Genomic DNA, 26,771 nt, shown 5'->3' on the forward strand with positions numbered 1-26,771 from the left:
TTTCGCAGAAATTCTTTGGTATGATAATGCTACCGACAGGCGGGGCCGCAACCGCCTGAACGGGTAACATGATTCCTCCTTTACCAAATCAAATACCGCAAAACAAAACACCGCGCCTTGTCTGATCCGCAGCAGACAGGGCGCGGTGTTTTGTTTAAACCGTTAAGTTTTCAGCATCTGCGGCAATGGCATCGGCCTGCTGCTTGGTGAGCACGCGGCATTTGACCATCCGCTTGAGCACCACCTGCATCCGCTTGAAGGCAAGCTCCGGGCTGCTGGCGTAGGTGGAAGGCGCGTTGGGCATACCCGCCAGATAGATCGCTTCGGCATCGGTCAGCTGGGCCGGTTCCTTGCCAAAGTAGCCCTCGGCAGCTTCTGCAATGCCATAATACCCGCTGCCAAAATAGATGGTGTTGGCGTACATCTCAAAGATCTGCTGCTTGGAGTAGGTCTTTTCAATATCAAAAGCAGCAAGCATCTCGGCAGCCTTGCGGGCCAGATGCTTGTCCTGCGTGAACAGCTCGTTCTTGGCAAGCTGCTGGGTCAGGGTGCTGCCACCCTCAGCCAGCGAGTGGGTGCGCAGGTCGGCCAGCAGGGCGCGGGCAATGGCCCCCGGGTCGATGCCCTTGTGGGTCATAAAATGCTCGTCCTCGGTGCAGATGACTGCGTTAATATAGATCTGCGGCAGCGCATCGTAGGAAGTATAGCTCCCGCGGGCACAGATGGTGTCGTACATGGAAGCCACTGGGTAACTGCTGGCGGCACTGCGGTACAGCTGCCTGCCCTGATAAAAGAACCAGCCGCCTGCCAGCAGCCCGCCAAGCAGCAGGATGCAAAGAACAACGAGCAGGCTCTGCTTTAAAAAATGAAAGAAACGATGCAGCATCGAAAAAACTCCTTTGATGATAAAAAAGAACGCTACCATAATAAACGATTTGCAGGGCGTTTGCAAGGAACAGCTTTAGTATAACAATAAAATTTTAAGGTTTTATCAATGGAAAAATAAAAATTTTCGAAGAAGCAGAAGTGTTACTCCTGTTGGAACTGCACAACGGGATGCTGCAAATGCGGGCTGCCCATCGTGCAGAAAACTCAATTTGAAAAAAACTGGAATTAACCTATTGACAAACTGGGTAAGAGAGAATATAATGCAAACAACAAATCCACAAACCTAGTGGGAAAAAGAAAGCAAAGGTTTTGCTTCCCGGTACAGAGCAGATAGAGGTGCCGGTTTGTAGATGAGTGGGAAAGAGTTTTACGGGAAAGGAGGGCACGGATATGAAGCTGATTTGGAACGACCTGCTGCATGCAAACTTCCGCTGTGGGCGAATGTGCGGTGACCGGGCAGAACATCTTGCTGTGAACTGTACGATGCCCTCTTGCTGTGCACGAATGTGTACCCGAATGTGACGTTGACAGAATCGCTTTGAATTGTGTTTGCCCGGTGCGCTTATGTATCACGCATCGGGATTTTTTTGTATCAGAAAATTATACTAAAAGTACAAATGGAGAGGTAAAATACTATGTCTAACTATAAATTTGAGACCCTGCAGCTTCACGTTGGCCAGGAGCAGGCCGATCCCGCAACCGATTCCCGCGCAGTGCCTATCTATCAGACCACTTCCTATGTGTTCCGCAACAGCCAGCACGCAGCAGACCGCTTTGGTCTGGCAGATGCCGGCAACATCTACGGCCGCCTGACCAACTCCACGCAGGACGTGTTCGAGAAGCGCATCGCTGCTCTGGAGGGCGGCGTGGCTGCTCTGGCAACCGCCTCCGGTGCCGCTGCCATCACCTACACCATCGAAGCACTGGCACAGGCCGGTGACCACATCGTGGCTCAGAAGACCATCTACGGCGGCAGCTACAACCTGCTGGAGCACACCCTGACCCAGTTCGGTGTCACCACTACCTTTGTCAATGCACACGATCTGGCTGAGGTGGAGAATGCCATCCAGCCCAACACCAAGGCCGTCTATCTGGAAACTCTGGGCAACCCCAACAGCGATATCCCCGATATCGATGCCATTGCAGCCATCGCGCACAAGCACGGCCTGCCGCTGGTCATCGATAACACCTTCGGCACCCCGTACCTGATCCGTCCCATTGAGCACGGCGCAGATATCGTCGTCCATTCCGCCACCAAGTTCATCGGCGGCCACGGCACCACGCTGGGCGGCATCATCGTGGACAGCGGCAAGTTCGACTGGAAGGCAAGCGGTAAGTTCGGCAACATTGCTGACCCCAACCCCAGCTACCACGGCGTTTCCTTTGCCGATGCAGCAGGCCCCGCAGCTTTTGTCACCTACATCCGTGCGATCCTGCTGCGTGATACCGGTGCCACCATTTCTCCGTTCAACGCCTTCCTGCTGCTGCAGGGTACCGAGACCCTGAGCCTGCGTATCGAGCGCCATGTGGAGAACACCAAGAAGGTAGTCGAGTTTCTGGCAAACCACCCGCAGGTGGAGAAGGTCAACCACCCCTCCCTGCCGGATCACCCGGATCACGCCCTGTACGAGAAGTACTTCCCCAATGGCGGTGCTTCCATCTTTACCTTCAACATCAAAGGCGGCCGCGAGGAAGCATTCAAGTTCATCGATAACCTGAAGGTCTTCTCCCTGCTGGCAAACGTTGCTGATGTGAAGAGTCTGGTCATCCACCCGGCTTCCACCACCCACAGCCAGCTGAACGACGAAGAGCTGGCCGAGCAGCAGATCTATCAGAACACCATCCGCCTGTCCATCGGCACTGAGCACATCGACGATATCATTGCTGATCTGGAAGCAGGTTTCGCAGCCGTCCGCGGCGAGTAAATCTTATCCCCTTAAAACCTCCGACAGAATGTGTATGCCTTGTTTTTTCTCCTGATCTCTTCCAAAAATTCCTTATATCCTAAACACAGCAAAAGGGTCCCGGAATTTTCTCCGGGACCCTCTTGTTGTTTGCGGCAAAATGCCGTCAGCCTTTCACGCCGCCCAAAGCAACACCGCGGACGATGAACTTGGAAAGCAGCAGGTACACGATGATGACGGGCAGAATGGCGATAGCCACCATCATGTAAACCTTGCCCATATCAAACTTGAGGAAGTCTGCACTGCGCAGCTGTGCGATCAGGATGGGCAGGGTCTTTTTGTCGGCGCTGTCCAGCACCAGAGCGGGAATGAAGTAGTTGTTCCAGCTGGCCACGAAGGAGAAAATGGCCTGCACTGCCAGAGCGGGCTTCATAATGGGCAGCACGATCTTGTTGAAGGTGTAGAACTCGCCTGCACCGTCGATGCGGGCAGCCTCTACGATCTCCATGGGAAGGGAAGCGTCCAGATACTGCTTCATGAAGAAGAACACGGTGGGCGCTGCAATGCTGGGCAGGATCAGCGGGATAAAGCTGTTCTTCAGGCCCATCTTGGTGATGAGCTGCAAAAAGCCCAGAGCGGACACCTGCGTGGGCATGGTCATGATCAGCAGGATAATGGCGAACGCGGCCTTTTTGAATTTGAAGTTATAGGCGTAGATGCCGTAGGCCGTCAAGGCCGAGAAATACACGCTGAACGCCGCCGAGCAGGCGGAGACGATCAGGCTGTTGCGGATGCCGGTGATGACAGGGATGTTAGCATCGGCCAGCACGTTCTGGAAGTTGGTGATGAGCGATTTGCCCGGCAGCATCGAGAAGCCTTTCTGGATCTCGAAGTGGGTGCGGGTGGAGTTGATCACCAGCACATAGAAGAAGAACAGGCACAAAAAGCTGATGAGCACCAGCACCAGATAACACCATGCGCGGCGTGCAGCCAGTGTTGCTTTTTCCGATTGATTTCTAGGAGTGTGTGCCATAATCATTTCCCTCCTTTTGCTGCCTTTTTGGCGGCGTTCAGTTCTTTGCGCTGGGCGCGGGTCAGGCCGTCATCCTCCTTGGTAAGGGAGAAGTAGACCACAACGCACAGCACTGCACACACGAGGAACAGCACCACCGAGACTGCACCGGCCATGCCGTAGTTCTTGCTGAACAGGTGGTTGTTCAGGTACATGATCATGGTGGTGGAGGTGCGGTCCGGGCCGCCCTTGCCGTTGGTCAAAATCTGCGGCACATCGAACATCTGCAGGCCGCCGATCATGGAGGTGATCATGACGTAAACAAGGATGGGACGGATCAGCGGAATGGTGATCTTCCAGAACATCTGGTTCGGAGTGCAGCCGTCTAGTTCAGCCGCTTCGTACAGGGTGGGATCCACGCCCATGATCGCAGCCATCAGCATGATGGTAGTGTTGCCGAACCACATCAGGAAGTTCATCAGGCCGATCAGCCCGCGGTTGCCCCACACGGTGTTCAAAAAGCTGATGGGTTCTTTGATCCAGCCCATGCTCTGCAGCACGGCGTTCACCGGGCCGTTGTCCGAGAACAGTGCGAAGAACAGCATTGCAAAGGCGGAGGCCATGATCAGGTTGGGCATGTAGATGACCGTCTTGAAGAAGGTCTGGCCCTTCAACTTCAGGCGCAGATCGGTGAACCATGTTGCCAGCAACAGGGAAATGGCGATCTGCGGGATAAAGCCGATGATCCACAGGATCAGCGTGTTGCCAAAGTACTTGGGCAGATCGGTTGCGAACAGGGTAATGTAGTTTTTCAGGCCCACAAAGTTCGGGCCAATGATCTTCAGGCCGCTGCGGTAATATTCAAAAAAGCTGTAGTAAATGGTGGATGCCAGAGGGATCAGCTGGAATACCGCGAAGATGATGAAGAACGGCGCAATGAAGATGTAGCCCCATTTCGCGTAGCTGATCGACCCTTTCTTTTTCTTTTCTCCCATAGGATCGCCTCCTGATAAATTTGCGGAAAGAACAGGGGCGGGCGGGAACAGCGTCCGGCCCGCCCCTGCGTATTCACTTTTCCGTTTTAGGGTCGGCTGCTATTATGCGGGCCACACCACGTCGGTCAGCTCAGGATACTTCTCCTTGATAGCGGTCTCGAAGTTTGCCTTTGCGGTATCTTCGTCCACGTTGCCGGTAAAGTAATCCTTGAATGCATTCTGGAAGCTCTCATTCAGGCCCTGATCGTACGGACCGGCGTTGGACATATCGATCTTGGCTGCAGCCTCTGCAAACAGAGCGATGTGGTTCTGGCCGCCCAGGAAAGCGGAGCTGTAATCGCTGTTTGCGATCTCGTTCATAGCCTTCTCGTTGTTGGTGTAGTCTTGCGTATCCATGGTGATCTGCTTCATGATGGCTTCATCGCAGGTCAGCTTCTGCATAACATCCTTAATGGTCTCGATGTTGTCGCTGCCGGCTGCGCCGCAGATCCAGGTGCCGCCCCAGTAGTAGGGCTGAGGGCCTTCGCACACAGCGTAATCGCCGTAGATACCGTTGCCAACTTCTTCCTTGCCGCCCTCAGCGACAGGAGTCTCCAGAGAGTTGCCCAGCAGGGTGAAGTTGATGCCCCAAGTGGAGTAGAAGAAGCCGAACACCTTACCGGTGGGACCCTGATCGGCTGCCCACTGGCTGTCCCACAGGCTGGACTTGTTGTTATAGCCCTTATCGGTGTACTCCTTGGTCTGATCGACCCACTTCATAATGTTCTCATCAACGGTAACGGTAGTGCCGGTGACCCACGGAGCTGCCACGTTGTTGGAGAAGGTGCGGTATGCATCATCAAAGCCGGACAGCATCTTGTAGCCCTTGGCAGCTGCCTGTGCAGCTACATCATTGAACTTATCCCAGTCGGACAGGTAGGTCTGCACTTCGGCGGGATCATCGGTGCCCAGAACATCCTTGGCAATGCTGCGGCGGTATGCAAACAGACCGGGAGTTGCCTGCCAGGTGGTGCCGCGCTGGCTGCCGTCCACACTAACGATGTCCTTGGTGTACTGGTACTGGCCAGCCAGATCGTCGTCGGTCAGGCCGATGTCTGCCTTGACATCCAGAACGTAATCGGAATCCACATACTTCAGAGCATAGTCAGCCTCGATCAGGAAGATGTCGATCTTGTCGTCATCAGCAACGCTGTCCTGACTCAGCAGGGCTTCGTCCAGCTTGTTCTGATAGTTGTTGTTCTCGTTGGCATTGATGGTCCACTTCACAACGGTGCCATCCTTCAGGGTGGTGGTGGACTTGTCGGCTGCGATCTCGGAAACTTCCGGATAGTAGTCGTTGAAGCGGCTCTGGAACTCATCATTCCAGCACCAGATGTTCAGCACCTTGCCCTGTGCTGCGGGAGCAGCGGAAGCAGCAGAGGAAGCCGGAGCAGAAGAAGCGGTGCTGGTGGAAGAAGAACCACCACAGGCAGCCAGAGCTGCACCAATGGTCACGGCACCGGAAGCGAGCAGGAAATTACGGCGAGAGATCTTTTTCATAAGGGTAAACCTCCTTCATGGTTTTCCATTATTTACAAAAGTGTTCTTCATAAAAGGTTCCGTAGCAAGAGCCTTTAGAGACATATTAAAGAATGCTGACCGACCCGCCGTCCAGCAATTTGCCGGAAACGCGGATCTGTTCGGGCAGGGTCACTCTTGGATGCTCGATCAGCTCAATGAGCTTGTCGGCAGCCGTGCGGCCCAGCGCGGCGGTGTTCTGCTGGTAAGTCACCAGCTGAGGCTTGACCACCCGGGAAAGGTAGATGCCGTCGTAGCCCATCACCGAGATGTCCTCGGGGATCGAAAGGCCCGCTTCGCTGATGGCGTTGTAGCCGCCCAGCGCGGAGAAATCGTCCGGGAAGATGATGCAGGTGGGCGGCTGCGGAAGCTCCAGCAGCGCTTTGGTCTCGGCGGCACAGCGGTCAGCATCATGGTAGATGCCCTCCCGCACATAAGCTTCCGGGATCTTCAGGCCCAGCTCTTCGCAGGCCTGATAGAAACCTGCAACGCGGTTCTCGGTAACGGCGGTTTTTTCGCCGTGGATAAAGGCGATGCGGCGGTGGCCGCAGGCCCATGCCTGCCGCACCAGTGCCTTCAGGCCGAAAACGTTATCCGAGAGGATCGCCATGCGGTTATTGAACACATGATCGATCGTGACCACCGGCACCTCGCTGTTCACCAGCTCCACCACCTGCGGCTCGTAGAAGTTCACGCAGGCGATCACCACGCCGTCCACATTGCGATAGCGGCAGTGCTCAAGGTAGCTCATGCTTTTGCCGCTGATATTGTGGTTGATAAAGGTGATGTCGTAGCCGTGTTTCTCGGCTTCCACCTTGAAGCTGTCCAGTACGGCGGAAAAGTATTCGTGGGTCAGACCGCTCTGCCGTTCATCCACGAACAGAACGCCCAGATTGTAAGTACGGTTTGTTTTCAAGGAACGGGCGGCAGCATTGGGCAGGTAGCCCATACGGTGCGCTGCGGCCCGCACCCGTTCTCGTGTGGCAGGCGAGATATCCGGCTGGTCGTTCAGCGCCTTGCTGACCGTTGCCACCGATACGCCGCATTCCTTTGCCAGATCTTTCAGGGACGGCATCGCTCGTTTGCCTCCTTCCGAAGAACGTTTTACGGGGGATGTTCTCCGTCAAGTCCTTAATCGTTTTCGCAATTTCATGATAGCGTATTTTGTACGAAAAATCAAGCTCAAAAGAATAACTTTCATTGCTTTTGGCTCAATTTTGGCGTTTTGTTCGTTTCTGAAGAACCGAAATTGTGCACCTTGGATGGATTTCGTTACATTTCGGTTAAAATCAAAAGATTTTCGTTGCGGTTTCGTTACGATTTTCGCCGTATATAATATTACCTATAAATTGTGTTTCAGCGTTTTCGCTTACAGGAAGCACAAAAAGCGTGCTTGAAATAAATTTTCTGAAAATCATGGAAACATACGTATTTATGAAAGATACTTTCAGAATTTTTTTAGAAAATCCTCTTGCTTTTTTGGCCTGCTTGGGCTATGCTAGAAGCAAAGAGAATGCTTTGATCGTCTGCCTTAATCGTTTTCGCAAAAGCGATGCCGCCGGGGCTACCGGCAGCTGATAAGGAGGAAGCATTTATGAAATTCGGCCATTTTGATGACGCACGCAAAGAATATGTCATCACCACCCCGCGCACGCCTCTGCCCTGGATCAACTACCTTGGCAGCGAGGATTTCTTCAGTCTTGTCTCCAACACGGCGGGCGGCTACAGCTTTTACCGCGACGCCCGGATGCGCCGCCTGACCCGCTACCGCTACAACAGCTCCCCGCTGGATATGGACGGCCACCACATTTACATCAAGGATGGCGATACCGTCTGGAACCCCGGCTGGCAGCCCACCAAGACAGAGCTGGACAGCTACGCCTGCCGCCACGGTCTGGGCTATACCATTCTGGAGGGTGAGAAGAACGGTGTTTCCGCTGCGCAGGAGCTGTTCGTGCCCACCGGCGATGCCTGTGAGCTGGACCGCCTGACTTTGAAAAATAAGACGGATGCCATAAAAGAGCTGGATGTGTTCAGCTATGTGGAGTTCTGCCTGTGGGATGCCATTGACGACAGCTCCAACTTCCAGCGCAACTTCTCCACCGGCGAAGTGGAGGTGGAGCCGGCCATCATCTACCATAAGACGGAATACCGTGAGCGCCGCAATCACTATGCAGTATTCTGGAGCAATACGCCCGTTACCAGCTTTGATACCACCCGCGATGCCTTCTGCGGTGTGTATGGCGGCCCTGCAGACCCGCAGGCCGTCCGCGCCGGGCACTGCTCCGGCAGTATCGCCCACGGCTGGGCACCGGTGGGCGCGCTGCACATCCATGTCACCCTTGCACCGGGTGAGGAAAAGAAGATCCTCTTCGGTCTGGGCTACATCGAGAACCCACAGGAAGAAAAGTTCACGGCTCCCGGTGTTATCAACAAGGAGCGTGCCCATGCCATGATCGCACGCTATGCCACCGATGCACAGGTGGACGCGGCCCGCAAGGCGCTGGCCGACCACTGGGAAGCTCTGCTCTCCACCTACCATCTGGAATCCGGCGAGGAAAAGCTGGACCGTATGGTGAACATCTGGCACCAGTATCAGTGTATGGTCACCTTCAATATGAGCCGCTCGGCCAGCTACTTTGAAAGCGGGACCGGCCGCGGCATGGGCTTCCGCGACAGCTGTCAGGATCTGCTGGGCTTTGTACACATCATTCCGTCCCGCGCACGGGAGCGCATTCTGGATATCGCCGCCACCCAGTTTGAGGATGGCAGCGCCTACCACCAGTATCAGCCCCTGACCAAGAAAGGCAACCGCGATATCGGCACCGGCTTCAACGATGACCCGCTGTGGCTCATTGCCGGCACTGCCGCCTATCTGCGCGAGACCGGTGACTGGTCTATTCTGGACGAGCAGGTGCCCTTTGATAATGATGCCAGCAAGGCACAGAGCCTGATGGAGCATCTGCGCTGCAGCTTCAACTTTACCGTCACCCACCTTGGCCCCCACGGCCTGCCGCTTATTGGCCGCGCCGACTGGAACGACTGCCTGAACCTGAACTGTTTCTCGGAGCACCCGGGTGAGAGCTTCCAGATCACCGGTCCCAGCGAAGGCCCTGTGGCCGAAAGCGTGTTCATTGCGGGCATGTTCGTCAAGTACGGCCACGAGTACGCCGAACTGTGCGACCACCTGAACCTTGCCGATGAAGCCGCTGCGGCCCGCAAGGCCGTGGACGGCGTGGAACAGGCGGCCCTGACCTCTGGCTGGGACGGCGCATGGTTCCGCCGCGCCTACGATGCTTTTGGCAAGCCTGTTGGCAGCAAGGAGTGTACTGAGGGCCAGATCTTCATTGAGCCGCAGGGCATGTGCGTCATGGCTGGCATTGGCAAGGAGACCGGTCAGGCCGCGCAGGCATTGAAGAGCGTAGAGGAACGGCTGGATACCAAGTACGGTGTGGTTCTGCACCAACCTGCATACACCAGTTATCAGCTCAATCTGGGCGAAATTTCCAGCTATCCTCCGGGATACAAGGAGAACGCCGGTATCTTCTGCCACAACAATCCGTGGATCAGCTGTGCCGAAGCCGTTCTGGGGCATGGCGACCGGGCCTTTGAGGTGTACCGCAAGACATGCCCGGCCTACATCGAGGATATTTCCGAGATCCACCGCACCGAACCCTATGTTTACAGCCAGATGGTGGCCGGTAAGGATGCCCCCACCTTTGGCGAAGCAAAGAACAGCTGGCTGACCGGCACTGCCGCATGGACCTTCTTCAATGTGAGCCAGTATATCCTTGGCATCCAGCCCACGCTGGACGGCCTGAAGGTAGACCCCTGTATCCCACACACGCTGGGCGGCTTCACCGTTACCCGCCGCTACCGGGGCGCAACCTATCACATTGCAGTGGATAATACCGCTGCAGTCCAGTACGGTGTGAAGAGCGTCGCTGTGGATGGCAAGTCCATTGAGGGCAGCCTGCTGCCGCTGGCACCAGAAGGTGCTGTGGTAGAGGTGCAGGTGACCATGGGATAACCTTTACTGCATTCGTTCAATTTTCCGAAGAATACAAAAAATCCGAACACTTCTCCTATCGAGAAAAGGTTCGGATTTTCTATTTTAGCGGCAGCCTCCCGGTAGACATTCCTACGGGTTGGGAACCGCGGCGGAATCTGGCGGTCAGGGCCTTACGGGTTGCGTTTGCTGATTTTTCTACAACCCCTTGGCAGGGCTTTGAAAAATCAGAACGCGGCCCCAACAACTCCTCCCTGTTTCAGCCGCTGGCTGCGGTCGTCGTCATTGCTGTTCAAGTCCTCTTCCGCACCGAAAAAGAAAAACCAGTACACACTGTGTACTGGTTTTTCTTGGTGCAGTAAAGCAATCCAAATCCGAACCATTTTCCTTTGATGCGGCTTGGGCCGCTTCCTCAAACGTGATGGTCTGTGTACCTTCTTTATAGTTAAAGGTTATCAAAACCTTATCATCGTACAGATAAATCGAATTGATGAACGTATCCACCAACGCTTGCCTCTGGTCTTTCAGGCTCATGTCCAGTTTACGGAAGCGCATCAGCCAGAAACGGATAAATTCCTCTTTGATTTTTGGCTTTGCCAGCTTTTCTTCCGCAATGCGGGCTTCAAGCTCACGCTTGGTTTCTTCGAGCTGTTCCAACCGTTCCTTGGTGGAACTGGTGAGGATTCCGGCTTGAATTGCGTTGAGCATATTCTGGATACCCGATTCTGCATCCCGGAGCTGTTTCTCATAGAGAGGAAGGTTGGTGTTCTCTCGGTCTTGCAGCTCCATGACCTTGGCGATAATGGATTCCATGGCGGCATCGTCCCGGACAAGCTGCATGGTCTGGTTCACCACCAGATCTTCCAGCCACTGTTTGCGGACAGTTTTCTTCTTGCAGCCCTTCTTCTTTTTGGCCGTGGCACATTTATAGTAGCGGTGGACTTCTCCCGTCCGGCTTGTGCCGCTTTCGCCAAACATCAGCGCACCGCAGCAACCACAGTGCAGCTTGGTTGTCAGCAGGTAATCGTCCTCTGCCTTTCTTCGGGCAGGGGCTTTCTTGTTTTTGGCAATCTTTTCCTGCACATCATCGAACAGTTCCAGCGGCACGATGGGCGGAATCGCATCCGGCACGACCACATCCCGGAATTTCAGTTCTCCGATATAACGCCGGTTTTTGAGCATGTGCTCCACGCTGTTGTAAGTAAATTCGCCTCCGACCGGGTTCTTGATGCCGTTTTCATTCAGCCAGTCCCGAATCTCTTTCATCGTGAGGCCATCCCGATACTTCGTGAACGATTCCAGCACGAAAGGGGAGGCAAGCGGGTCGATGTGAAATTTCCGCTCGGAATCCAGCGTATATCCAAACGTTCCACGACCACCGTTGCAGCGGCCTTTCAGGATGTTCTCTGTCTGTCCACGGACAACCTTTTCGGCAAGGTCGGCAGAGTAGTATTCTGCATAGCCCTCCAGAACCGATTCCAGAATGATACCCTCTGGCCCCTCGGAGATGATCTCCGTAGCCGACATGAGCTTGACACCGTTCTTCTTCAGCTGGGTCTTATACCGGGCACTGTCGTAGCGATTCCGGGCAAAGCGGTCAAGTTTCCAGACCAGAACAATATCAAACAGCTTCTTGTCGCTGTCCTTTATCATCTGTTGGAATTGAGGGCGATTATCCGTCTTGGCAGAGATGGCGCGGTCAATGTAGTGCTTGACGATAGTGATGTCATTCTTTTCGGCATAGGCCGTGCATTCACGAATCTGGCCTTCGATGGATTCTTCGCGCTGGTTATCACTGGAATAGCGGGCGTAGATCACAGCGGTCATGGCAAGCACCTCTCTTTACACGTCATTGAACGGTGGAGCGTTCTTTCAAAGCACTGTTTCGTATAATGTATATACCATGTTTTGATGGAGAAATCAAGACTTTTTATTATCTTCAGTTTTTCTTTTTGAACAATTGACCCAACAGCCACCCCTCTCGTTGAAATGAGGTGACTGTTGGGCCGACTTGCTCGGATTCCTTTATTCTTCGTTTAGCTGGACGATGGTATTATAAAAGATTTTGTTTGGAATAACGACTTGAAGAACACCCTTTTTCAAAAGTGCTTCTATGCGTTTCATGACATACCAGTCACTTACCGGAGCAGAAATCGCTTTTAATACGTCTGCGGTAAGTTCACCAACCGAAATAGGAATTCTCGATACTAAACTAATAATTCTCTGGTCGAAATAATCTATGTTAACGCTTTTAACATCGTTCGCATGCCAAATACGCATGGAGGTGTTTTCGTTTAATAGCTTTCCCCATCTTTTGGCATACTCAGTAATAGTTTCTTCCGTCAAATACTTTTGTGAGATCTTATCGGTTTTCCCTTCCATAAATTCTTTCAGACCTTCTCTGGATGCAAGCAAAATTCTATTTGTACCATACTTTGCTGCATAGTAACAAATATAATAAATGCCGCACCAACAATCGGCAGAACTCCTGACCCAAACACGCAGTGGCTTATGATTTATCATATCACATTGAACCGCATTCGCTGTACCATGATATTTCGACCACAGTTGTCTAGCTTCAATTTGGCTGTCAGGATAATATTCTGAAAGGCAATTCACGAATTGTTTGCAACGATATTCTGAATCGCAAGCATATTGAAGTTCTCCCATTGATAACATAAACGGAAACAACTTTACACTTTCGACGATGCCTAAAGCTGCTAACATATTGACATCACTGGGTTCAAAAACAATTTCATCCATAGCTGGTCAGAATCATAATTTCGGGATGCAAAACAGAATGTTGCCCTGTTCTTCCGGGAGGACGAACGGACGCAACATCACGAGAGATAAGGAGTTGTGCGTATGATCAATCTGAAAATCGACCCGGAGTTCCAGAATCAGATCCCGCCGCTGACGGACGATGAGTACAAGCAGCTTGAAGAAAACATCCTCAAGGAAGGCAAGCTGCTCTCTCCTTTGATCGTCTGGAACAACACCCTCGTTGACGGCCACAATCGTTATGCAATTCTCCAGAAGCACCCGGAGATTTGCTTTTCCACCATGCCGCTCCGATTTGAAAGCAGAGAAGAAGTCCTCGCATGGATCTGCAAGAATCAGTTGGGGCGGCGCAACCTCACCCCGGAGCAGAAGCTGTTCCTCATCGGGAAGCAATATGAAGCGGAAAAATCCTCTCATGGCGAAGCCCGCAAAGAATCGCATGATGAAAATGGCCGATTTCACCGGAGTTCTCAAACTGATAACTCCGGTGAAGCCATGAAAACCTGCGAACGAATCGCAGAGGAAAATGGTGTAAGCAAGGCAACTGTACTTCGCGCATCGAAGTACATGAAAGGTGTTGAAATTGCTGAATCCCTGATTCCCGGTATGCGGGAGAAGATTCTGAACAAACAGGTAAAAGTCAGCAAGGCTGATATGCACCGCCTTGCACGAGCCAACTATGATGCCCGCGCACAGACCTTGCAGGAAATCCTGCACCCGGAACTGAAAGTTGAACCGAAACCGGATGCCGATGGCATCATCCGGGAACCGGGAAAGGCACCTGTATTGCCGTTTCAGAAAATCGAATCGGTTTACGACAGCGATGCTTACCCGGAAGAAGTGCGGCATGATTATGTCGCACTGGAACACGTTACAACACGTTTCCGCACAGAGTTTGACTATCTTCTGAGAACTATGCCAGACACAGCACAGCGAGAAGTCATTCTCGAAATCATCCACAAGCACAAGGAGTACCTTGCTTCGCTGGAATCTGCGCTCGCAGAGGATGAGCAGACAGCATAACAACAGGCACATTGTATGCTGTCAACAGAAATCCAAAGGAGTGTGCGTTTGAACAAAAAGAAAAAGTCCACAAATATTTCCCCTTACCCCGATGAAGCCATCGAACGACTGGCACGGGCATTCTATCCGGCGATCCTTGCCTGCTGGAACAGCGAGGAAGGTCAACGGGAATTTGCTGCATGGCAGGCGGAACAGGCTCATATCGCAACCAAAGAAAAACAGGAAGTTCCCGTCGGGGAACTCCCTGCCTTACTTATCGTGTGTGGATTTTTGCAGGGTGCGTCCGGCAGGGCGCACCCTGTTTTTGCGTTCAGTCCTCTAATCCGTGACTTCCAGCCGCATTTCTCAGATACTCCTCTGGCTCACCGTTCAAAATTAGCTCTGCATACGCCAGCGGGTCATTGTAGATGAGGTAGTCCAGTTCAGACCTCTGCGCCATGGTAACATCCAGTGCATCCTCGACACCGGTGCAGTTGATGGAAATTTTGCGCCCATCCCGGAGCAGCAGCTCCACACAGCCGGTGCCCATGTTAAACTGACAGGCTCTTGCATCGTACTTCATAATCTTGCGTCCCTTCTGCCTTACGGCACTCTTACTGTTGTGACCTTCGTGATACGGTCTTTCTTCTGATAAGGTTTTGGACACACAGCCGTAAGGGAAGAGCCATTGTTCTCGTTTCCGAAGAAAACAAAAAATCCGAGCCCTTCTCCTATCGAGAAAAGGTTCGGATTTTCATGGTTTGGTGCGAGTAGTGATACAGAACTTTTCAAAAACCATCGTAGTACAATTTGTTTTTGAGGTTGTCGGATAGCAACTTGCTTGTATCGCACCCCGATGGGCAGCCGTGTTTGAAATACAGTTGCCTTTTATATACCACACAACCTAAAAATTATCAAGTACGCGCAGCGTTCACTTCTCCCATCACCGGGAGCAAATGAACGCTGCTTTTTTTGTTTACAACGAAAGGAGGCATCCGTGAAATGGCAGTTTTTCGGGTAGAAAAGAACAGCGGCTACACGGTCATGTCGAACCATCACCTGCGGAACAGGAACTTATCTCTGAAAGCCAAAGGCTTACTATCACAAATGCTCTCCCTGCCGGAAGATTGGGACTACACCCTGCAAGGGCTGGCCCGTATCAACCGGGAAAGCATCGATGCGATACGGCAGGCTATCCGGGAACTGGAACAGGCAGGCTACATCCAGCGTTCCAGAGAACGGGACGAGAAAGGGCGGCTGCGCGGTGCAGACTATGTGATCTTCGAGCTGCCGCAGCCCATTCCTGCATCGGTTTCACCTACATTGGAAAATCCAATGTTGGAGAATCCCACGCAGGAAAACCCTACGTTGGAAAATCCAATGCAATTAAATAAAGATAAACTAATTACAGAAAAACAAAAGAAAGAGGGATTAAATACCGATTCCCTTCCTATCCATTCCCCAAACCCCTTGCCTTCGGACGAGGACGAGGCAGCGGCACCGCCGCCGGAACGGACGGAAAACCGAAAGGAAGCGGCCTATCAAATCTACCGGGACCTGATTTTGGAGAATATCGAGTATGACACCCTCACCCAGAATCCCCGGATAGACCGGGAGCAGCTGGACGAGATCGTGGACATCCTGCTGGAAACCGTCTGCACCAACCGCAAGTCCATCCGGGTGGCCGGGGACGATTACCCAGCAGAGTTGGTCAAGGCCAAGTTCCTGAAACTGGGCAGCCATCACATCGAGTTCGTCATGGACTGCCTGCGGGATAACACCACCAAAGTCCGCAACATCAAGCAATACCTGCGGGCCATGCTTTTTAATGCGCCCAGCACCATCAACAGCTACTATGCGTCCCTTGTGGCGCACGACATGGCGCAGCCCGATTGGGGCCGCCAGCCCAACACCTGACCGAAAGGAGCGTCACCCTATGCGCACTACCTACCTGCGGCGGCTGGTGGTTCCACCCTAGCTGCCGCTCTGAATTTTCTGCAACAAGGAGGGATTCATATTGCAGGAAGAAGTCACCCAGAAAACCATTGCCCTGTCCATGAAAACGGGCAAACTCACCGCCCAAGCGTTGCAAGCTGCACTGAAAAAATACTTGCAGCACCGGGCCAAGGGGCCAAAGCTGCACCACGGCAAGCAAAGCCTGAAACAGCTGAAAGCCCACGGCGCGGCCCTGACCAACATTGAAGTCACAGAGGCGAACATCGGGGCGTTCAAGCCCTGCGCCAAGAAGTACGGCGTGGACTTCACCTTACGCAAGGACAAGACCACCCGGCCGCCCCACTACATCGTGATCTTCAAGGCCAAGGATGCGGACAATCTGGAACAGGCGTTCCGGGAGTTCACGGCCAAAACGCTCTCCAAGGAGCAGCGGCCCTCTATCCGCAAGGTGCTGGTAGCTGCCAAGCAGAAAGCCGCCCAGCAGCCGAAACGCGCCAAAGAAAAAATCAAGCAAAGGGGGCTAGAGCGATGAAGCCTGAACTGAAAAAACTGCTGGTGCTGAATCTGCCGTATCTGCTGTTCGTGTACCTGTTCGCCAAATGCGGGCAGTCGTACCGTCTGGCGGCGGGCGCGGATGCTTCGGCAAAGCTGCTCCACCTGACGGGCGGCATCTCCGCCGCCTTTGCAAGCCCGCTGCCCAGCCTGCATCCGTTTGACCTCTGCGTTGGCGTTGTTGGTGCGGTGGCTGTCCGGCTCATCGTGTACAGCAAGGGCAAGAACGCCAAGAAATACCGCAAGGGTGAAGAATACGGCTCTGCCCGATGGGGCACCGCCAAGGACATTGCCCCCTACATCGACCCCAAGTTTGAAAACAACATCCTGCTGACCCAGACCGAACGCCTGACCATGACCGGGCGGCCCAAAGACCCCAAAACAGCTCGGAATAAAAATGTGCTTGTGATCGGCGGCTCCGGCAGCGGCAAGACCCGCTTCTATGTGAAGCCCAACCTCATGCAATGTTTCCCCACTTCTGACTATCCCACCTCATTCGTGGTCACAGACCCGAAGGGTTATAATTATCTAGGATAAAGCAAAGATGCGTTTACAAAATCGGAAAAGTATCGTATCTTTGTTACATATCGTACCCCCTACTAAAAACACAAAGAAGGTGAAACTATGGCAAAATCCAACCAAGGAAAAATCACGGCACTGTACGAAAGGCTTTCCAGAGATGATGAACTGCAAGGTGAATCTAACAGCATTCTGAATCAGAAAAAGTATCTGGAAGATTACGCTCGCAAAAACGGCTTTAACAATATCCAGCATTTTACGGACGATGGATACAGTGGAACAAACTTCAACCGTCCCGGCTTCCAGTCCATGATTGCCGAGATTGAAACCGGGCATATTGCAACTGTCGTTGTAAAGGACATGAGCCGTTTCGGACGCAATTATCTGGAAGTTGGATTTTACACAGAGATTCAGTTTCCTTCAAAGGGTGTTCGGTTCATCGCTATCAACAACAATGTTGACAGTGCCAATCCCACAGACAATGACTTTACCCCTTTCCTGAATATCATGAACGAGTGGTACGCAAAGGATACCAGCAATAAAATCCGCGCTGTGTTCAAATCGCGGATGCAGGATGGCAAACGGTGCAGCGGCAGTATACCCTACGGTTATAAGCGGGTTCCCGGTGATAAGCAAACTCTTCATGTAGATGAGGAAGCAGCTTCCGTTGTCCGCAGGATCTTCGATATGGCAGCCAGCGGTGCCAGTCTTGCACAAATCGGGCAGACGCTTTCGGAAGAAAAAGTGCTGATTCCGTCTGCATACGAAGAACAGCATCATCCCGAAGCGGCCCGGAACCATTCGTATCACGACCCCTATCGATGGAATACGACCACCTTGACCTATATTCTTGACCGACAGGAATACCTCGGCCATACAGTGCTATGTAAAAGCATCCGTGAGAACTTCAAACTGAAAAAGCGCCGTGCTGCGACCCCGGAAGAAAGGATTGTATTCAAAAATACCCATGAAGCTATCATCGACCAAGAAACATGGGATAAAGCACAGCGTCTGCGCAAGAGGAATCCGAAAAAACTTCCGAGCGGAACATACTCGCACCGTTTAGCCGGGATGGTGTTCTGCGCTGACTGTGGCTCCCGAATGAGTTTTTCCAGCCCCGAATCCAAACATCGGGATTCTGATGTGGTGTATGATTCGGATTCTTCATGGCAGTGCAGCAAATACCGTAATATGTACGTTTCCTGCACATCCCATTTTATCAAAACCTCAACCATTGAAGCCGCTATTCTCAATGCAATCAAAGCGATGACAAAAGAAATTATTGAAAATGAGGATGAATTTGCCGAGCAGCTTCAAGCTGCATGGGAAAGCCAAAACACACAGGTATCTTCCGAGAGTAAAAAAGAACTGCATTCAGTTCAAAAAAGAATAAACGAGTTGGACGCTTTGATTCGGAGCCTATATGAAAACAGCGTCTTAGGAAAAATCCCAGAACGACAGTATCAGCGGTTGATGGCGCAATACGATGAGGAACAAACTGTCTGCGAAGCTCGCATTGCCGAGTTGAAGAAAGAACTGGACGTCGTTGAAACAACGAAAGTTGATCTGAAACGCTTTATCAAACTGATTCGGAAATACAAAGACTGTGAAACGCTGACAGATGAAATGCTGTACGAACTGGTAGAAAAAGTGGTGATTCATTCCGCATCTGGCGGACGGACAATCTACCGTCAGCAGCAAATCGACATCTACTTCAATTTTATCGGTGACACGTTCCCTAGTCAAATTGAGATTAGTCGCGGCGACAAGAAAAATCTTACAGAACAGCGACTTGCCAAGCGTAAGAAATATCAGAAAACTGCCGGGGAAAACCGCAAAAAGAAACGTGCTGCTCTGCGTGAAGCTGCTAAAACTGATTCACAGGCGGCAGCAGAGTATGAAGCCCTCTTGCAGAAAGGCCGTGAACAATGCCGCAAGTATGCCCAAAATAAAAAGCTGGCTCAACAGGTGCCTGCTGATACAGTTCCCATTCAATTTGAACCGTCTGAAGAAATGAAAGGAGAATCCGCATGACTACCATGAAAAAATCCATCCATGACAACGCCAACGGTCTGGACTACACCCTTGTCAACGACCATTATCTGCCGAACCTGACCGCAGCAGCCTCGGCAGAGTACCCCACCGGGCGGTGGGGCCGCTTACATAAGACGTATCTGAAGGAGCAGCACCCTGTCCGGTATAACCAACTGCTCCTGTCCGGTGAGTTAGGCGGCTATCTTGCCAAGCTGGACAAGCAGGCCGAGGAACAGCTTGCGTTGACTGTCCGGCAGATGCAGAAAGCCGAGGGCGTGACCGAAGACCTGAAAGCCGCCGATCAACTGGAATGGGTGCGCCGGATGAACAGCATCCGAAACCGCGCCGAGGAAATCATCAAGTCTGAGCTGATTTTTGTCTGATACAATATTGCATCTCTGACCGCCCTGCACAACGCACGGCGGTCTTTTTTGTTACATTGGGTCTGCACAGGGCAGGCCCTTTTTTAATACGGAGGTACAAGCCTATGAAACTGACGTTTGAAGAAAAGAAGCTGCTCTTCACCTATGGCTGCGCCGATCTGGAACTGACCCGCAAGCGGCTGTACGAGATTGCCGGGCTGACGGTTGACCCAGACCAGAACAAGCTGGTGTATGACTTCTGCCGGAAGTTGGAGTGCGAAACGCTGGCAGACTGGTACGACCAGATGTTCTACTTTGTCCGTGCTGAGATGGAGTGCTACACCAACATGCTGCTCCTGATGCAGGACATCGAGGAGGACGAGGACTAGGGACCGACCATCTTTGACGAATCCGTGGGGGAAGAACTGATTGACGATGTTTAAGCTGGAGACCATGATCTACGCCAGTGAGGACGGAACGAACAGCGTGTTTACGCTGAATCCTGCCTTACAGAAGCAGCTTGATGCCCTTGCATCGCAGCACCCGAAGGTGTGCCAGAGAAATGCAAGGGGCGAAGCCGGTGGGGTGACGTATCAGGTTAGGGGCGCTGCGCTGGCTATCCAGCCTGTGCGGGCATCCTGAAAGTGATAACCGATCTACTATGGTAGAATAAAGAGCAACGGGCAAAGCGTCAGGAGGGATGCTTTGCCCGTTTTATATAGAACGATGAAAATCACTTTTAGCAGAAAGGGGCGAATTTATTGGGGAATTTATATGGCTATATCCGGGTCAGCACCCGTGACCAGAACGAGGACCGGCAGTTGATCGCACTGCGGGAACTGAAAATCCCGGAGAAAAACATTTTTATGGACAAGCAGTCTGGCAAGGACTTCAACCGTCCGCAATATAAGCGGTTGGTGCGGAAATTGAAAAAAGACGATCTGCTCTATATCAAGAGCATCGACCGTCTTGGACGAAACTACGCTGAAATTTTAGAACAGTGGCGGCTGCTCACACAAACAAAAGGCGCTGACATCGTGGTGCTGGATATGCCGCTGCTGGATACCCGGCGCGGCAAAGACCTGATGGGCACTTTCCTGAGTGACATCGTGCTGCAGGTGCTCTCCTTTGTGGCGGAGAACGAGCGCACCAACATCCGGCAGCGGCAGGCAGAGGGCATTGCAGCGGCAAAGGCTCGCGGTGTGAAGTTTGGCCGACCGCCCCGGCCGCTTCCAGACAACTTCTATGAGGTGCATAAAGCATGGAGAGATAAGAAATTGACCCTTAAAGAAGCTGCGGAAACCTGCGATTTACCCGTAGGTACGTTCTATGGGAAATCTATCCAATTTGAAAAGTCCACCTAAGCAAACTCCTTGCAAAATTTTGAAAGGTGTACTTTTCAAAATTTTGCAAAGCTCACTCTTTATAAGGCATTATGCCACAAATCTCGCTTTAATTCAAGAGAAATTGGAAGTTTCAACGAAAATATATCATCGTTTTAAAAAGTACACCTTTTAAATTCAAAGAACACTTCGAAGCAACCGCTAACCCAAAAGTGAGTATGCTATTTTCAGCTATAATATTAAGTTCCACTACTGTAATTATAGGATGTCTTGTCGTGTTAATTACCGAATCTTTGTACAACTTGCTCTACAACCTTCCATCCGCTCCACCTGAAATGGGTGGCTTGCTTGGGCAATCAAAAAACACAATTAATACCATTTTTGTCGATTCAGGAAAAATATCTTTTAGGAAATCTTGCCAGTATGTTCCCAATGAATTGCTTTTGAATCAAACAATATCGGACTGGGACGCTCAAGGAATTATTTTTAAAGGAATATTTCACACCCATAAAGAGGGGCACGGATGTCAATGCTTGTCATCTGCGGATATTGTCTATATTCGATCAATTATGAATGCTTATGTGAAAAAGTTGTATTTTCCGATTGTTATTCCTCATACTGGAGTTTTCCCTTATCTCGCAGTTTATGATCAATTATCCGGACTTTCTATTACGCCCGAAGAATTGAATCTGACACTTTAATACAATAAAAAGGAGAAAAACATTATGGACAAAAACAATATAACCTCTGTGAAAATTCCTGCGGGTGCCTTTTGCGGACACAACTGTTCTGACGGATGTATCTATTGGAACCCTTATGACCGTGATAGTAATGGCCGCCAGTACTGTTCGCATTATGATACTTACTACTATCCGAGAGAGCGCCAAGGATGTCTTAGTTATGAAGACTAATTGCTTCGATTGCACGGAGGGTGTACCCCATGATGTGGCATTTCTATGAGATTCCGTACATTCCCGATTTAGAGCTAGTTAAATATCAATCTCTTGGTGAACAAGGTATAGATGGTATTCTTGAGCGACATAATCGTTTTTTACGTCAATGGCAAAGGAATACTGTTCTAATCCATACAACCCTACATTTTTTCCTTAGCTATACTCATGAACGTCCAAAAGGGAGTCGTCTGCAAATTTTCTTGGCATTTTCTTCCGATCAGACTGTAAACTTTGAATCAATAGATGCGCTTATGCAAGCAAGTCCTTTAGCTGACTACTATAAGATTGCTCCTATTGAAGATGTTCCTGTTTGCTTGCGGAAATCATTTACAAATATTCTTCTAGTCAAAAAACAAGAACAAACACGTCTTTCCACAGGAGATACGCTATTTACAGTCGAAGGCTGGAAATCCAATCCCAAGTCACGTCTTTATGAAATGGAAAAAACCGCAGAGGCTCTTAATGAGGATATGGTTTATCATATTTCAATCTATGGAAGTGACACCTATAAAACTGCACAGCAGGCCTTACAAAAGCCTATCGCAATTCTACGTGAGAAAGCATTGGGCCGTAGTGGGCAAATCACCCTCGCCGATAACAAAAATCGTCCGCGAGATGTCTCAGCCGAAGAAACCCTACGGATATACGAAGAGTTTTTATCAGATGTTGCCAAATCGCCTTGTTTTTTTGCCAACATTTTACTTTACGCAAACCAAAAAAGTAGTGCGCATTTTTTGATGGATGCTGTCTGCGGAGAAGCTATCAAAGAAGGAACTTGTGAAATTCAGGAAATTCCCAGTACGGCCACACCGTTGGAATTGCAGGAAGTAAATCAGCCTTACTGCAATCTTCTACCACCCTCTTTAGCATTCTGGCCAACCGCTTATACACTTGATGAACTTTCTTCTTTCTTTCGGCTTCCAATACTATTTGATGGCGAGAATATCGAAATAAAGAAGGAAACTGCTCCGAAGTTGAAGCAAACTGGCATTTACCTTGGACAAACCAACAATGGGTTGAGCGCTTTTATCGATGCATCATCCTTCAAAAAACACGCTTTCATATGTGGTGTTCCCGGCTCTGGTAAAACTAACACCATGCTGCATCTCGCTAATAGCCTATGGCATCATAAAAAGCTAATCAAGGATGATACCGATAATTTGTCGGTCACTTTTAAAGAAGAAAGTGATCCTATTCCTTTTTTGGTTTTGGAACCCGCCAAGCGTGAATATCGAGAACTTTCTAGGTATGATATTCCAGAGTTAATTATTCTTTCTCCTTCAGCTAGTACAAAATTTCCTATGAGGTTGAATCCCTTCGAATTCCCGAAAGGACTCACACTTTCAGAACATATCTCTAAACTGTGTCAGGTTTTTGAGGGTGCTTTTCCGATTGCTCCACCAGCTCCTTTTATATTGGATAAAGCTATCGAAGGTATTTATCGAGCACATGGTTGGAATACCAATGATATTAACACCGGGGAAAAAGAATATCCGACCATGTCGGAATTATATGATCGCTTTCAAAAAGAACTTAGCCAAACAACTTATGACAGCGAAATTCAAGGTAATATTCAATCTGTTCTGGAAATGCGTATTGGCAGTCTCCTACGTCGGGAAATGAAGGACGTTTTTGATGTAAAACACTCTACATTCTCTCCAGAGGAATGGCTAAAGCACCCTGTCATTGTAGAACTCGAATCGTTAGGAGAAGGTCCTGCCAACTTTGTTACGTTGTTATTATGTAACCTCATTCGAGAAACTTTGAAAGCCTCTCCTCGTGCAGATGAAGAAAAGGTTGTCCGGCATATCATTTTTATCGAAGAAGCCCATAACCTTATCGCTCCTGAAGCACAAGTAGCATCTGGTCAAGATTCAAATCCTAAAATTGCTGCTACAGCATATATCGTTAAAATGTTAGCAGAGGTTCGTGCTTTACGCGAAGGTATTATCATCGCAGACCAGCTTCCTACTGCTATGGCACCTGAAGTTATTAAAAATACTAATATCAAGCTGATTCATAGACTTACCTCTATAGATGATCGACAACTGATTGGCAGCACAATGTCTGCTAGTGGCATTCAACTAGAACATGTTGCAGTTTATCGTCCGGGTGAGGCCCTAATGTCTTATGAAGGACTTCAGCGACCATTTGAACTCAGAATTCAAGAGCAAAAAGGTCATGGTTCTGAAACGCCCAATGACGACGAACTATATGATATTATGCTTCACAAGCCAGCATTTTTTCAGTTGGCGCAAAAAGAAGAAAATCTAAAGCTAGAAACTCTAAAAGAAAATGTTAAATCACTAAAGAAAAAGGAGGTTGAAGCTCTTTGTGCACTCTCCGAATATGACTCATCCGTACATACATCCACTCAAATCACAGATTTCTATTGGCACATGGAAAATATTTACACCTCGATTGTAATACTTCGTTCACAATACCGAAGAGACTGTCAGGCGATAAATGAACTTTTCATTTCAGCCGAAAGAAAAGCGATGTTGGATGAATTGATTCGCAGTATAGGAGAATCTCTCCAGCAAAAAATCAAAAATAACGTTGTTTTTCTTGATTCGAATGGCCAATTAGAATGAGGTATTATTATGGCTGAAAATTTTAGTATTGAGCATTCCAGAACGAAAATCACTGAGGTAAAGAAAACTATTGAAGATAAAAAACAAAAGCTGGACGAGTTAAAGCAACAAAAAAAGAGTCTTATGGATGCCGGGCTTGCGTTGGATTCTTCAAATTTAGATTCAGCTGTTCAAGCTACCCTTATGGAAAGCATTAACGATTCTCTGCGTGATGTTGAGAACAAAGCTTATGACGTTTCGAAGGATGCAAATCAGAATCTACAGAGCCTTGAACAAATCCGGCAAAATGTTGACGATGAAATCACAGATAGTCAAAAGGCGAAGAAGAAACTCGACCAAACCAAGAAGCTGTTAGACACATTAGGTGTTGGAAAATCATTGGAGAAAGGAGTAAACAAGCTGGATGACCACTTACAGGAAGCAACCGGCTTAAAAGGTGAAGTCATTTCAGCTATGCAGGATTTGGAAAAAGTCTACCGTCAGTTAGATCAAATTTAAAATGGGAGGAATTATTTATGGGCTTACTCGGATCTCTTTTTTCGGCAGCCGCCGATATCGCAAAGGAAACTATCACAGAAACAATGAATCAAAATGAAACCGAAAAATTCATTAAGATAATGATGGAGCGCGATGCTCAAAACGCTGAAGCAAATGAAAAACTCTATCAAGACTGGCTCACGCATGAAAGAAGCAACTATTTTGCGGCTAAAAAGAATACTATCATTCATGATGCCTTTGATGTTCTGATGGATTCTTTTGAGGATACCGGAAAATTTGATTTTTCTGCTGTGGATAGTTTGAGCGATGAACTGAAGAACAGCGATAGCTATAAGCAGGAGGCAGCTGATGTTGTTAATCTATGCTGCGAAGCTCTAGTTAAACTGCATCAAAAGTGTTGTATTTCCATTCGATTTGTTATGCAGACAATTCACAATTTACAGCGCTTCGCCGATATTGTCCCTAGCATTCGAGGCTTGGATCGTCATTATGATGCTTTCTTCCCTGTTGACAATGCCGATTGCAGTTTTTTGACAGATTTCGACAGCATTGCGGAAGGATTAGAAGCTGCCAAAAATGATTCTGATAATTATCTCGCGATGGTTGGAAGCAACAGTCCGTTGTCAAGGCTTGCAGCTTTGAAAGATATTTTGAAATCGGAAGACTATGTTGCTGCTGTTTCCAATTTACTTTTTGCCGATCAAGAGGTTGCTCCTTATGCAGGTATGAAAAAAATGATTCTCTGTCTCTCTATGGAGGAAACAGACGAAGCTACCGCTCTTCTTTTGGATACATATTGTACGGTTATTATGAATTATTTACGGCTTTCAATAGCTAAAGAAAAAGTCGGAAAAGATAATCCTTTTATTTCTGCATCAACAGAGCAAATCCTGCCAATCGATCTTTTGATTGCTCAATCTATTAAATCTTCAAAATCTGGTAGCCCGCAGGAAGTTGATACCAATCTCGATGAGTTCCTTGAATATTATCCTCTGATTTGTACATCTAGCTGGGAAGATCAGCTTTTCATACTTCAGAAAGTTTTTGCTTACCTCAAAATGTATTCTCAGGAGAGAAAGGTTCTTGAATTTTTAGTCAAAAACAATATTCCTCGTACTGAGCAAATTGATCGTCGGTTAAACTTTTTGAAAAATCTTAATCAAAATGACATTAGTAATGCGGCCAACAGCATAGAGGAATTTAGCATTCAGACAAGTGATAATGAAATTGCATATGATTATCGATTTATTTCTTGGACAGTTTCGGAAATAAACTCCTATATGAACCTTTTAACTAGCGAGGACAAAACACTCGATCTTCCTATGGTTGTTGCTGAATGGAACAAGAAAATTCCTCAAAAAAATATTCGCTGGAGTACAGATGCTATGCAAGTTTACCTTGATAAGTATCTCCATGAAAATTTTGGTGATCTGTATACAACCAAAATTAAAAACTGCGGTGCAGTACTCTCAAATGAAGTAGAGTACGAGCCTTCCGTCTATATTGAAGCAACCGACAGCGCTAAATATCCGTGGCTTTCGTTTGTTGTTACTGGTGAACAGCTTACCATGACACAAGTTTCCTTCGCTATTTATGCGTTGTATCTGCCTACGAAAGACTCCCAATGCACTCAGGCGGTTGATACAATCGAACAGAATCAGAAATACCAAAATCGACTGATTACTTTAAAACAAGCTCAGAATCCTAAAATCAAGAATTATATTGAGTCCATCAATGAAATTCTGATTTCTGGTCTTGAAGCATGGCTAAATAACAACAATACTTCTAGCATGTATGATTAAGGAGAAAAAG

At 49.5% G+C, this 26,771-nt stretch carries 24 protein-coding genes and 1 pseudogene; 17 read left to right on the forward strand and 8 right to left on the reverse strand.

Annotated elements, in window-relative coordinates; translation table 11 throughout:
- Positions 1 to 154 precede the first annotated feature (154 nt).
- The gene (locus DWY76_RS11170; protein ID WP_243112021.1) at positions 155 to 886 is read right to left on the reverse strand and encodes a biosynthetic peptidoglycan transglycosylase; all 732 of its coding nucleotides are present in this window, start codon (positions 884 to 886) and stop codon (positions 155 to 157) included.
- A gap of 392 nt (positions 887 to 1,278) precedes the next feature.
- Here DWY76_RS11170 and DWY76_RS14520 point away from each other — a divergent pair, with 392 nt between their 5' ends.
- Positions 1,279 to 1,410, forward strand: a complete 132-nt coding sequence (locus tag DWY76_RS14520) for a hypothetical protein (protein ID WP_005942280.1) — start codon at positions 1,279 to 1,281, stop codon at positions 1,408 to 1,410.
- A 113-nt stretch (positions 1,411 to 1,523) separates the two neighbouring features.
- Positions 1,524 to 2,813, forward strand: coding sequence for an O-acetylhomoserine aminocarboxypropyltransferase/cysteine synthase family protein (locus DWY76_RS11175; RefSeq protein WP_120081370.1), 1,290 nt, complete (start codon positions 1,524 to 1,526; stop codon positions 2,811 to 2,813).
- Positions 2,814 to 2,958: 145 nt separating this feature from the next.
- On the opposite strand, the gene DWY76_RS11180 is transcribed toward DWY76_RS11175, so the two are convergent.
- The 4 genes from DWY76_RS11180 to DWY76_RS11195 all read right to left on the reverse strand — a co-directional run bounded on the left by DWY76_RS11180 (position 2,959) and on the right by DWY76_RS11195 (position 7,431).
- On the reverse strand, positions 2,959 to 3,825 hold the full coding sequence (locus DWY76_RS11180; RefSeq protein ID WP_044953743.1) for a carbohydrate ABC transporter permease: 867 nt from the start codon (positions 3,823 to 3,825) through the stop codon (positions 2,959 to 2,961).
- Positions 3,826 to 3,827: 2 nt separating this feature from the next.
- On the reverse strand, positions 3,828 to 4,799 hold the full coding sequence (locus tag DWY76_RS11185; protein ID WP_120081371.1) for a sugar ABC transporter permease: 972 nt from the start codon (positions 4,797 to 4,799) through the stop codon (positions 3,828 to 3,830).
- Positions 4,800 to 4,901: 102 nt separating this feature from the next.
- Positions 4,902 to 6,338 (reverse strand): twin-arginine translocation signal domain-containing protein, encoded by a 1,437-nt coding sequence (locus tag DWY76_RS11190; protein ID WP_207665852.1) that lies wholly within the window; start codon positions 6,336 to 6,338, stop codon positions 4,902 to 4,904.
- A gap of 85 nt (positions 6,339 to 6,423) precedes the next feature.
- On the reverse strand, positions 6,424 to 7,431 hold the full coding sequence (locus DWY76_RS11195) for a LacI family DNA-binding transcriptional regulator (protein WP_120081372.1): 1,008 nt from the start codon (positions 7,429 to 7,431) through the stop codon (positions 6,424 to 6,426).
- Positions 7,432 to 7,772: 341 nt separating this feature from the next.
- Here DWY76_RS11195 and DWY76_RS11200 point away from each other — a divergent pair, with 341 nt between their 5' ends.
- A complete protein-coding gene (locus DWY76_RS11200; RefSeq protein ID WP_165852630.1) occupies positions 7,773 to 7,934 on the forward strand; it encodes a hypothetical protein in 162 nt (53 codons plus the stop codon).
- Positions 7,935 to 7,950: 16 nt separating this feature from the next.
- Positions 7,951 to 10,386 carry a glycosyl transferase gene (locus DWY76_RS11205; protein WP_120081373.1) on the forward strand — a complete coding sequence of 812 codons (2,436 nt, stop codon included), beginning with the start codon at positions 7,951 to 7,953 and terminating at the stop codon, positions 10,384 to 10,386.
- Between the two features lie 261 nt (positions 10,387 to 10,647).
- Here the strand turns inward: DWY76_RS11205 and DWY76_RS11210 are convergent, their stop codons facing one another.
- Entirely contained in the window at positions 10,648 to 12,192 is a 1,545-nt protein-coding gene (locus tag DWY76_RS11210) for a recombinase family protein (RefSeq protein WP_120081374.1), read from the reverse strand.
- A gap of 198 nt (positions 12,193 to 12,390) precedes the next feature.
- A complete protein-coding gene (locus DWY76_RS14400; RefSeq protein ID WP_223387800.1) occupies positions 12,391 to 13,128 on the reverse strand; it encodes a DUF3658 domain-containing protein in 738 nt (245 codons plus the stop codon).
- Positions 13,129 to 13,230: 102 nt separating this feature from the next.
- On the opposite strand from DWY76_RS14400, the gene DWY76_RS11220 reads away from it, so the two are divergent.
- Entirely contained in the window at positions 13,231 to 14,169 is a 939-nt protein-coding gene (locus DWY76_RS11220; protein ID WP_005922692.1) for a hypothetical protein, read from the forward strand.
- A 310-nt stretch (positions 14,170 to 14,479) separates the two neighbouring features.
- Here the strand turns inward: DWY76_RS11220 and DWY76_RS11230 are convergent, their stop codons facing one another.
- Complete coding sequence (locus DWY76_RS11230; RefSeq protein WP_005922694.1) at positions 14,480 to 14,731, reverse strand: DUF6061 family protein; 252 nt, start codon at positions 14,729 to 14,731, stop codon at positions 14,480 to 14,482.
- Positions 14,732 to 15,150: 419 nt separating this feature from the next.
- Here DWY76_RS11230 and DWY76_RS11235 point away from each other — a divergent pair, with 419 nt between their 5' ends.
- The 12 genes and pseudogenes from DWY76_RS11235 to DWY76_RS11285 all read left to right on the forward strand — a co-directional run bounded on the left by DWY76_RS11235 (position 15,151) and on the right by DWY76_RS11285 (position 26,761).
- Positions 15,151 to 16,065 carry a DUF6017 domain-containing protein gene (locus DWY76_RS11235; protein WP_120081375.1) on the forward strand — a complete coding sequence of 305 codons (915 nt, stop codon included), beginning with the start codon at positions 15,151 to 15,153 and terminating at the stop codon, positions 16,063 to 16,065.
- 100 nt (positions 16,066 to 16,165) lie between these two features.
- Positions 16,166 to 16,636, forward strand: a complete 471-nt coding sequence (locus tag DWY76_RS11240; protein ID WP_120081376.1) for a PcfB family protein — start codon at positions 16,166 to 16,168, stop codon at positions 16,634 to 16,636.
- Positions 16,633 to 17,172: pseudogene (locus DWY76_RS11245) on the forward strand (type IV secretory system conjugative DNA transfer family protein); the annotation flags it as partial. The gene DWY76_RS11240 and the pseudogene DWY76_RS11245, both read left to right, overlap by 4 nt.
- 108 nt (positions 17,173 to 17,280) lie before the next feature.
- Positions 17,281 to 19,209 (forward strand): recombinase family protein, encoded by a 1,929-nt coding sequence (locus DWY76_RS11250; protein WP_120081377.1) that lies wholly within the window; start codon positions 17,281 to 17,283, stop codon positions 19,207 to 19,209.
- Positions 19,206 to 19,592 (forward strand): TnpV protein, encoded by a 387-nt coding sequence (locus DWY76_RS11255; RefSeq protein WP_117527679.1) that lies wholly within the window; start codon positions 19,206 to 19,208, stop codon positions 19,590 to 19,592. The genes DWY76_RS11250 and DWY76_RS11255 overlap by 4 nt, the downstream gene beginning before the upstream one ends.
- Positions 19,593 to 19,696: 104 nt before the next feature.
- Positions 19,697 to 19,960: a hypothetical protein gene (locus DWY76_RS11260; protein ID WP_117527677.1), complete on the forward strand. Its 264-nt coding sequence runs from the start codon at positions 19,697 to 19,699 to the stop codon at positions 19,958 to 19,960.
- 46 nt (positions 19,961 to 20,006) lie between these two features.
- Complete coding sequence (locus DWY76_RS11265; RefSeq protein ID WP_117527675.1) at positions 20,007 to 20,213, forward strand: hypothetical protein; 207 nt, start codon at positions 20,007 to 20,009, stop codon at positions 20,211 to 20,213.
- 119 nt (positions 20,214 to 20,332) lie between these two features.
- On the forward strand, positions 20,333 to 20,935 hold the full coding sequence (locus DWY76_RS11270) for a recombinase family protein (protein WP_117527673.1): 603 nt from the start codon (positions 20,333 to 20,335) through the stop codon (positions 20,933 to 20,935).
- A 254-nt stretch (positions 20,936 to 21,189) separates the two neighbouring features.
- Positions 21,190 to 21,615: a hypothetical protein gene (locus tag DWY76_RS13875; RefSeq protein WP_129873419.1), complete on the forward strand. Its 426-nt coding sequence runs from the start codon at positions 21,190 to 21,192 to the stop codon at positions 21,613 to 21,615.
- 239 nt (positions 21,616 to 21,854) lie between these two features.
- The gene (locus tag DWY76_RS11275) at positions 21,855 to 24,461 is read left to right on the forward strand and encodes an ATP-binding protein (RefSeq protein WP_120081378.1); all 2,607 of its coding nucleotides are present in this window, start codon (positions 21,855 to 21,857) and stop codon (positions 24,459 to 24,461) included.
- Positions 24,462 to 24,470: 9 nt separating this feature from the next.
- Entirely contained in the window at positions 24,471 to 24,959 is a 489-nt protein-coding gene (locus DWY76_RS11280; protein ID WP_055192367.1) for a hypothetical protein, read from the forward strand.
- Positions 24,960 to 24,976: 17 nt separating this feature from the next.
- Complete coding sequence (locus tag DWY76_RS11285) at positions 24,977 to 26,761, forward strand: hypothetical protein (RefSeq protein WP_120081379.1); 1,785 nt, start codon at positions 24,977 to 24,979, stop codon at positions 26,759 to 26,761.
- The last annotated feature ends 10 nt before the right edge of the window (positions 26,762 to 26,771 follow it).

The organism is Faecalibacterium sp. AF27-11BH, from assembly GCF_003603005.1.
GTDB classification, from domain to species: domain Bacteria; phylum Bacillota; class Clostridia; order Oscillospirales; family Ruminococcaceae; genus Faecalibacterium; species Faecalibacterium taiwanense.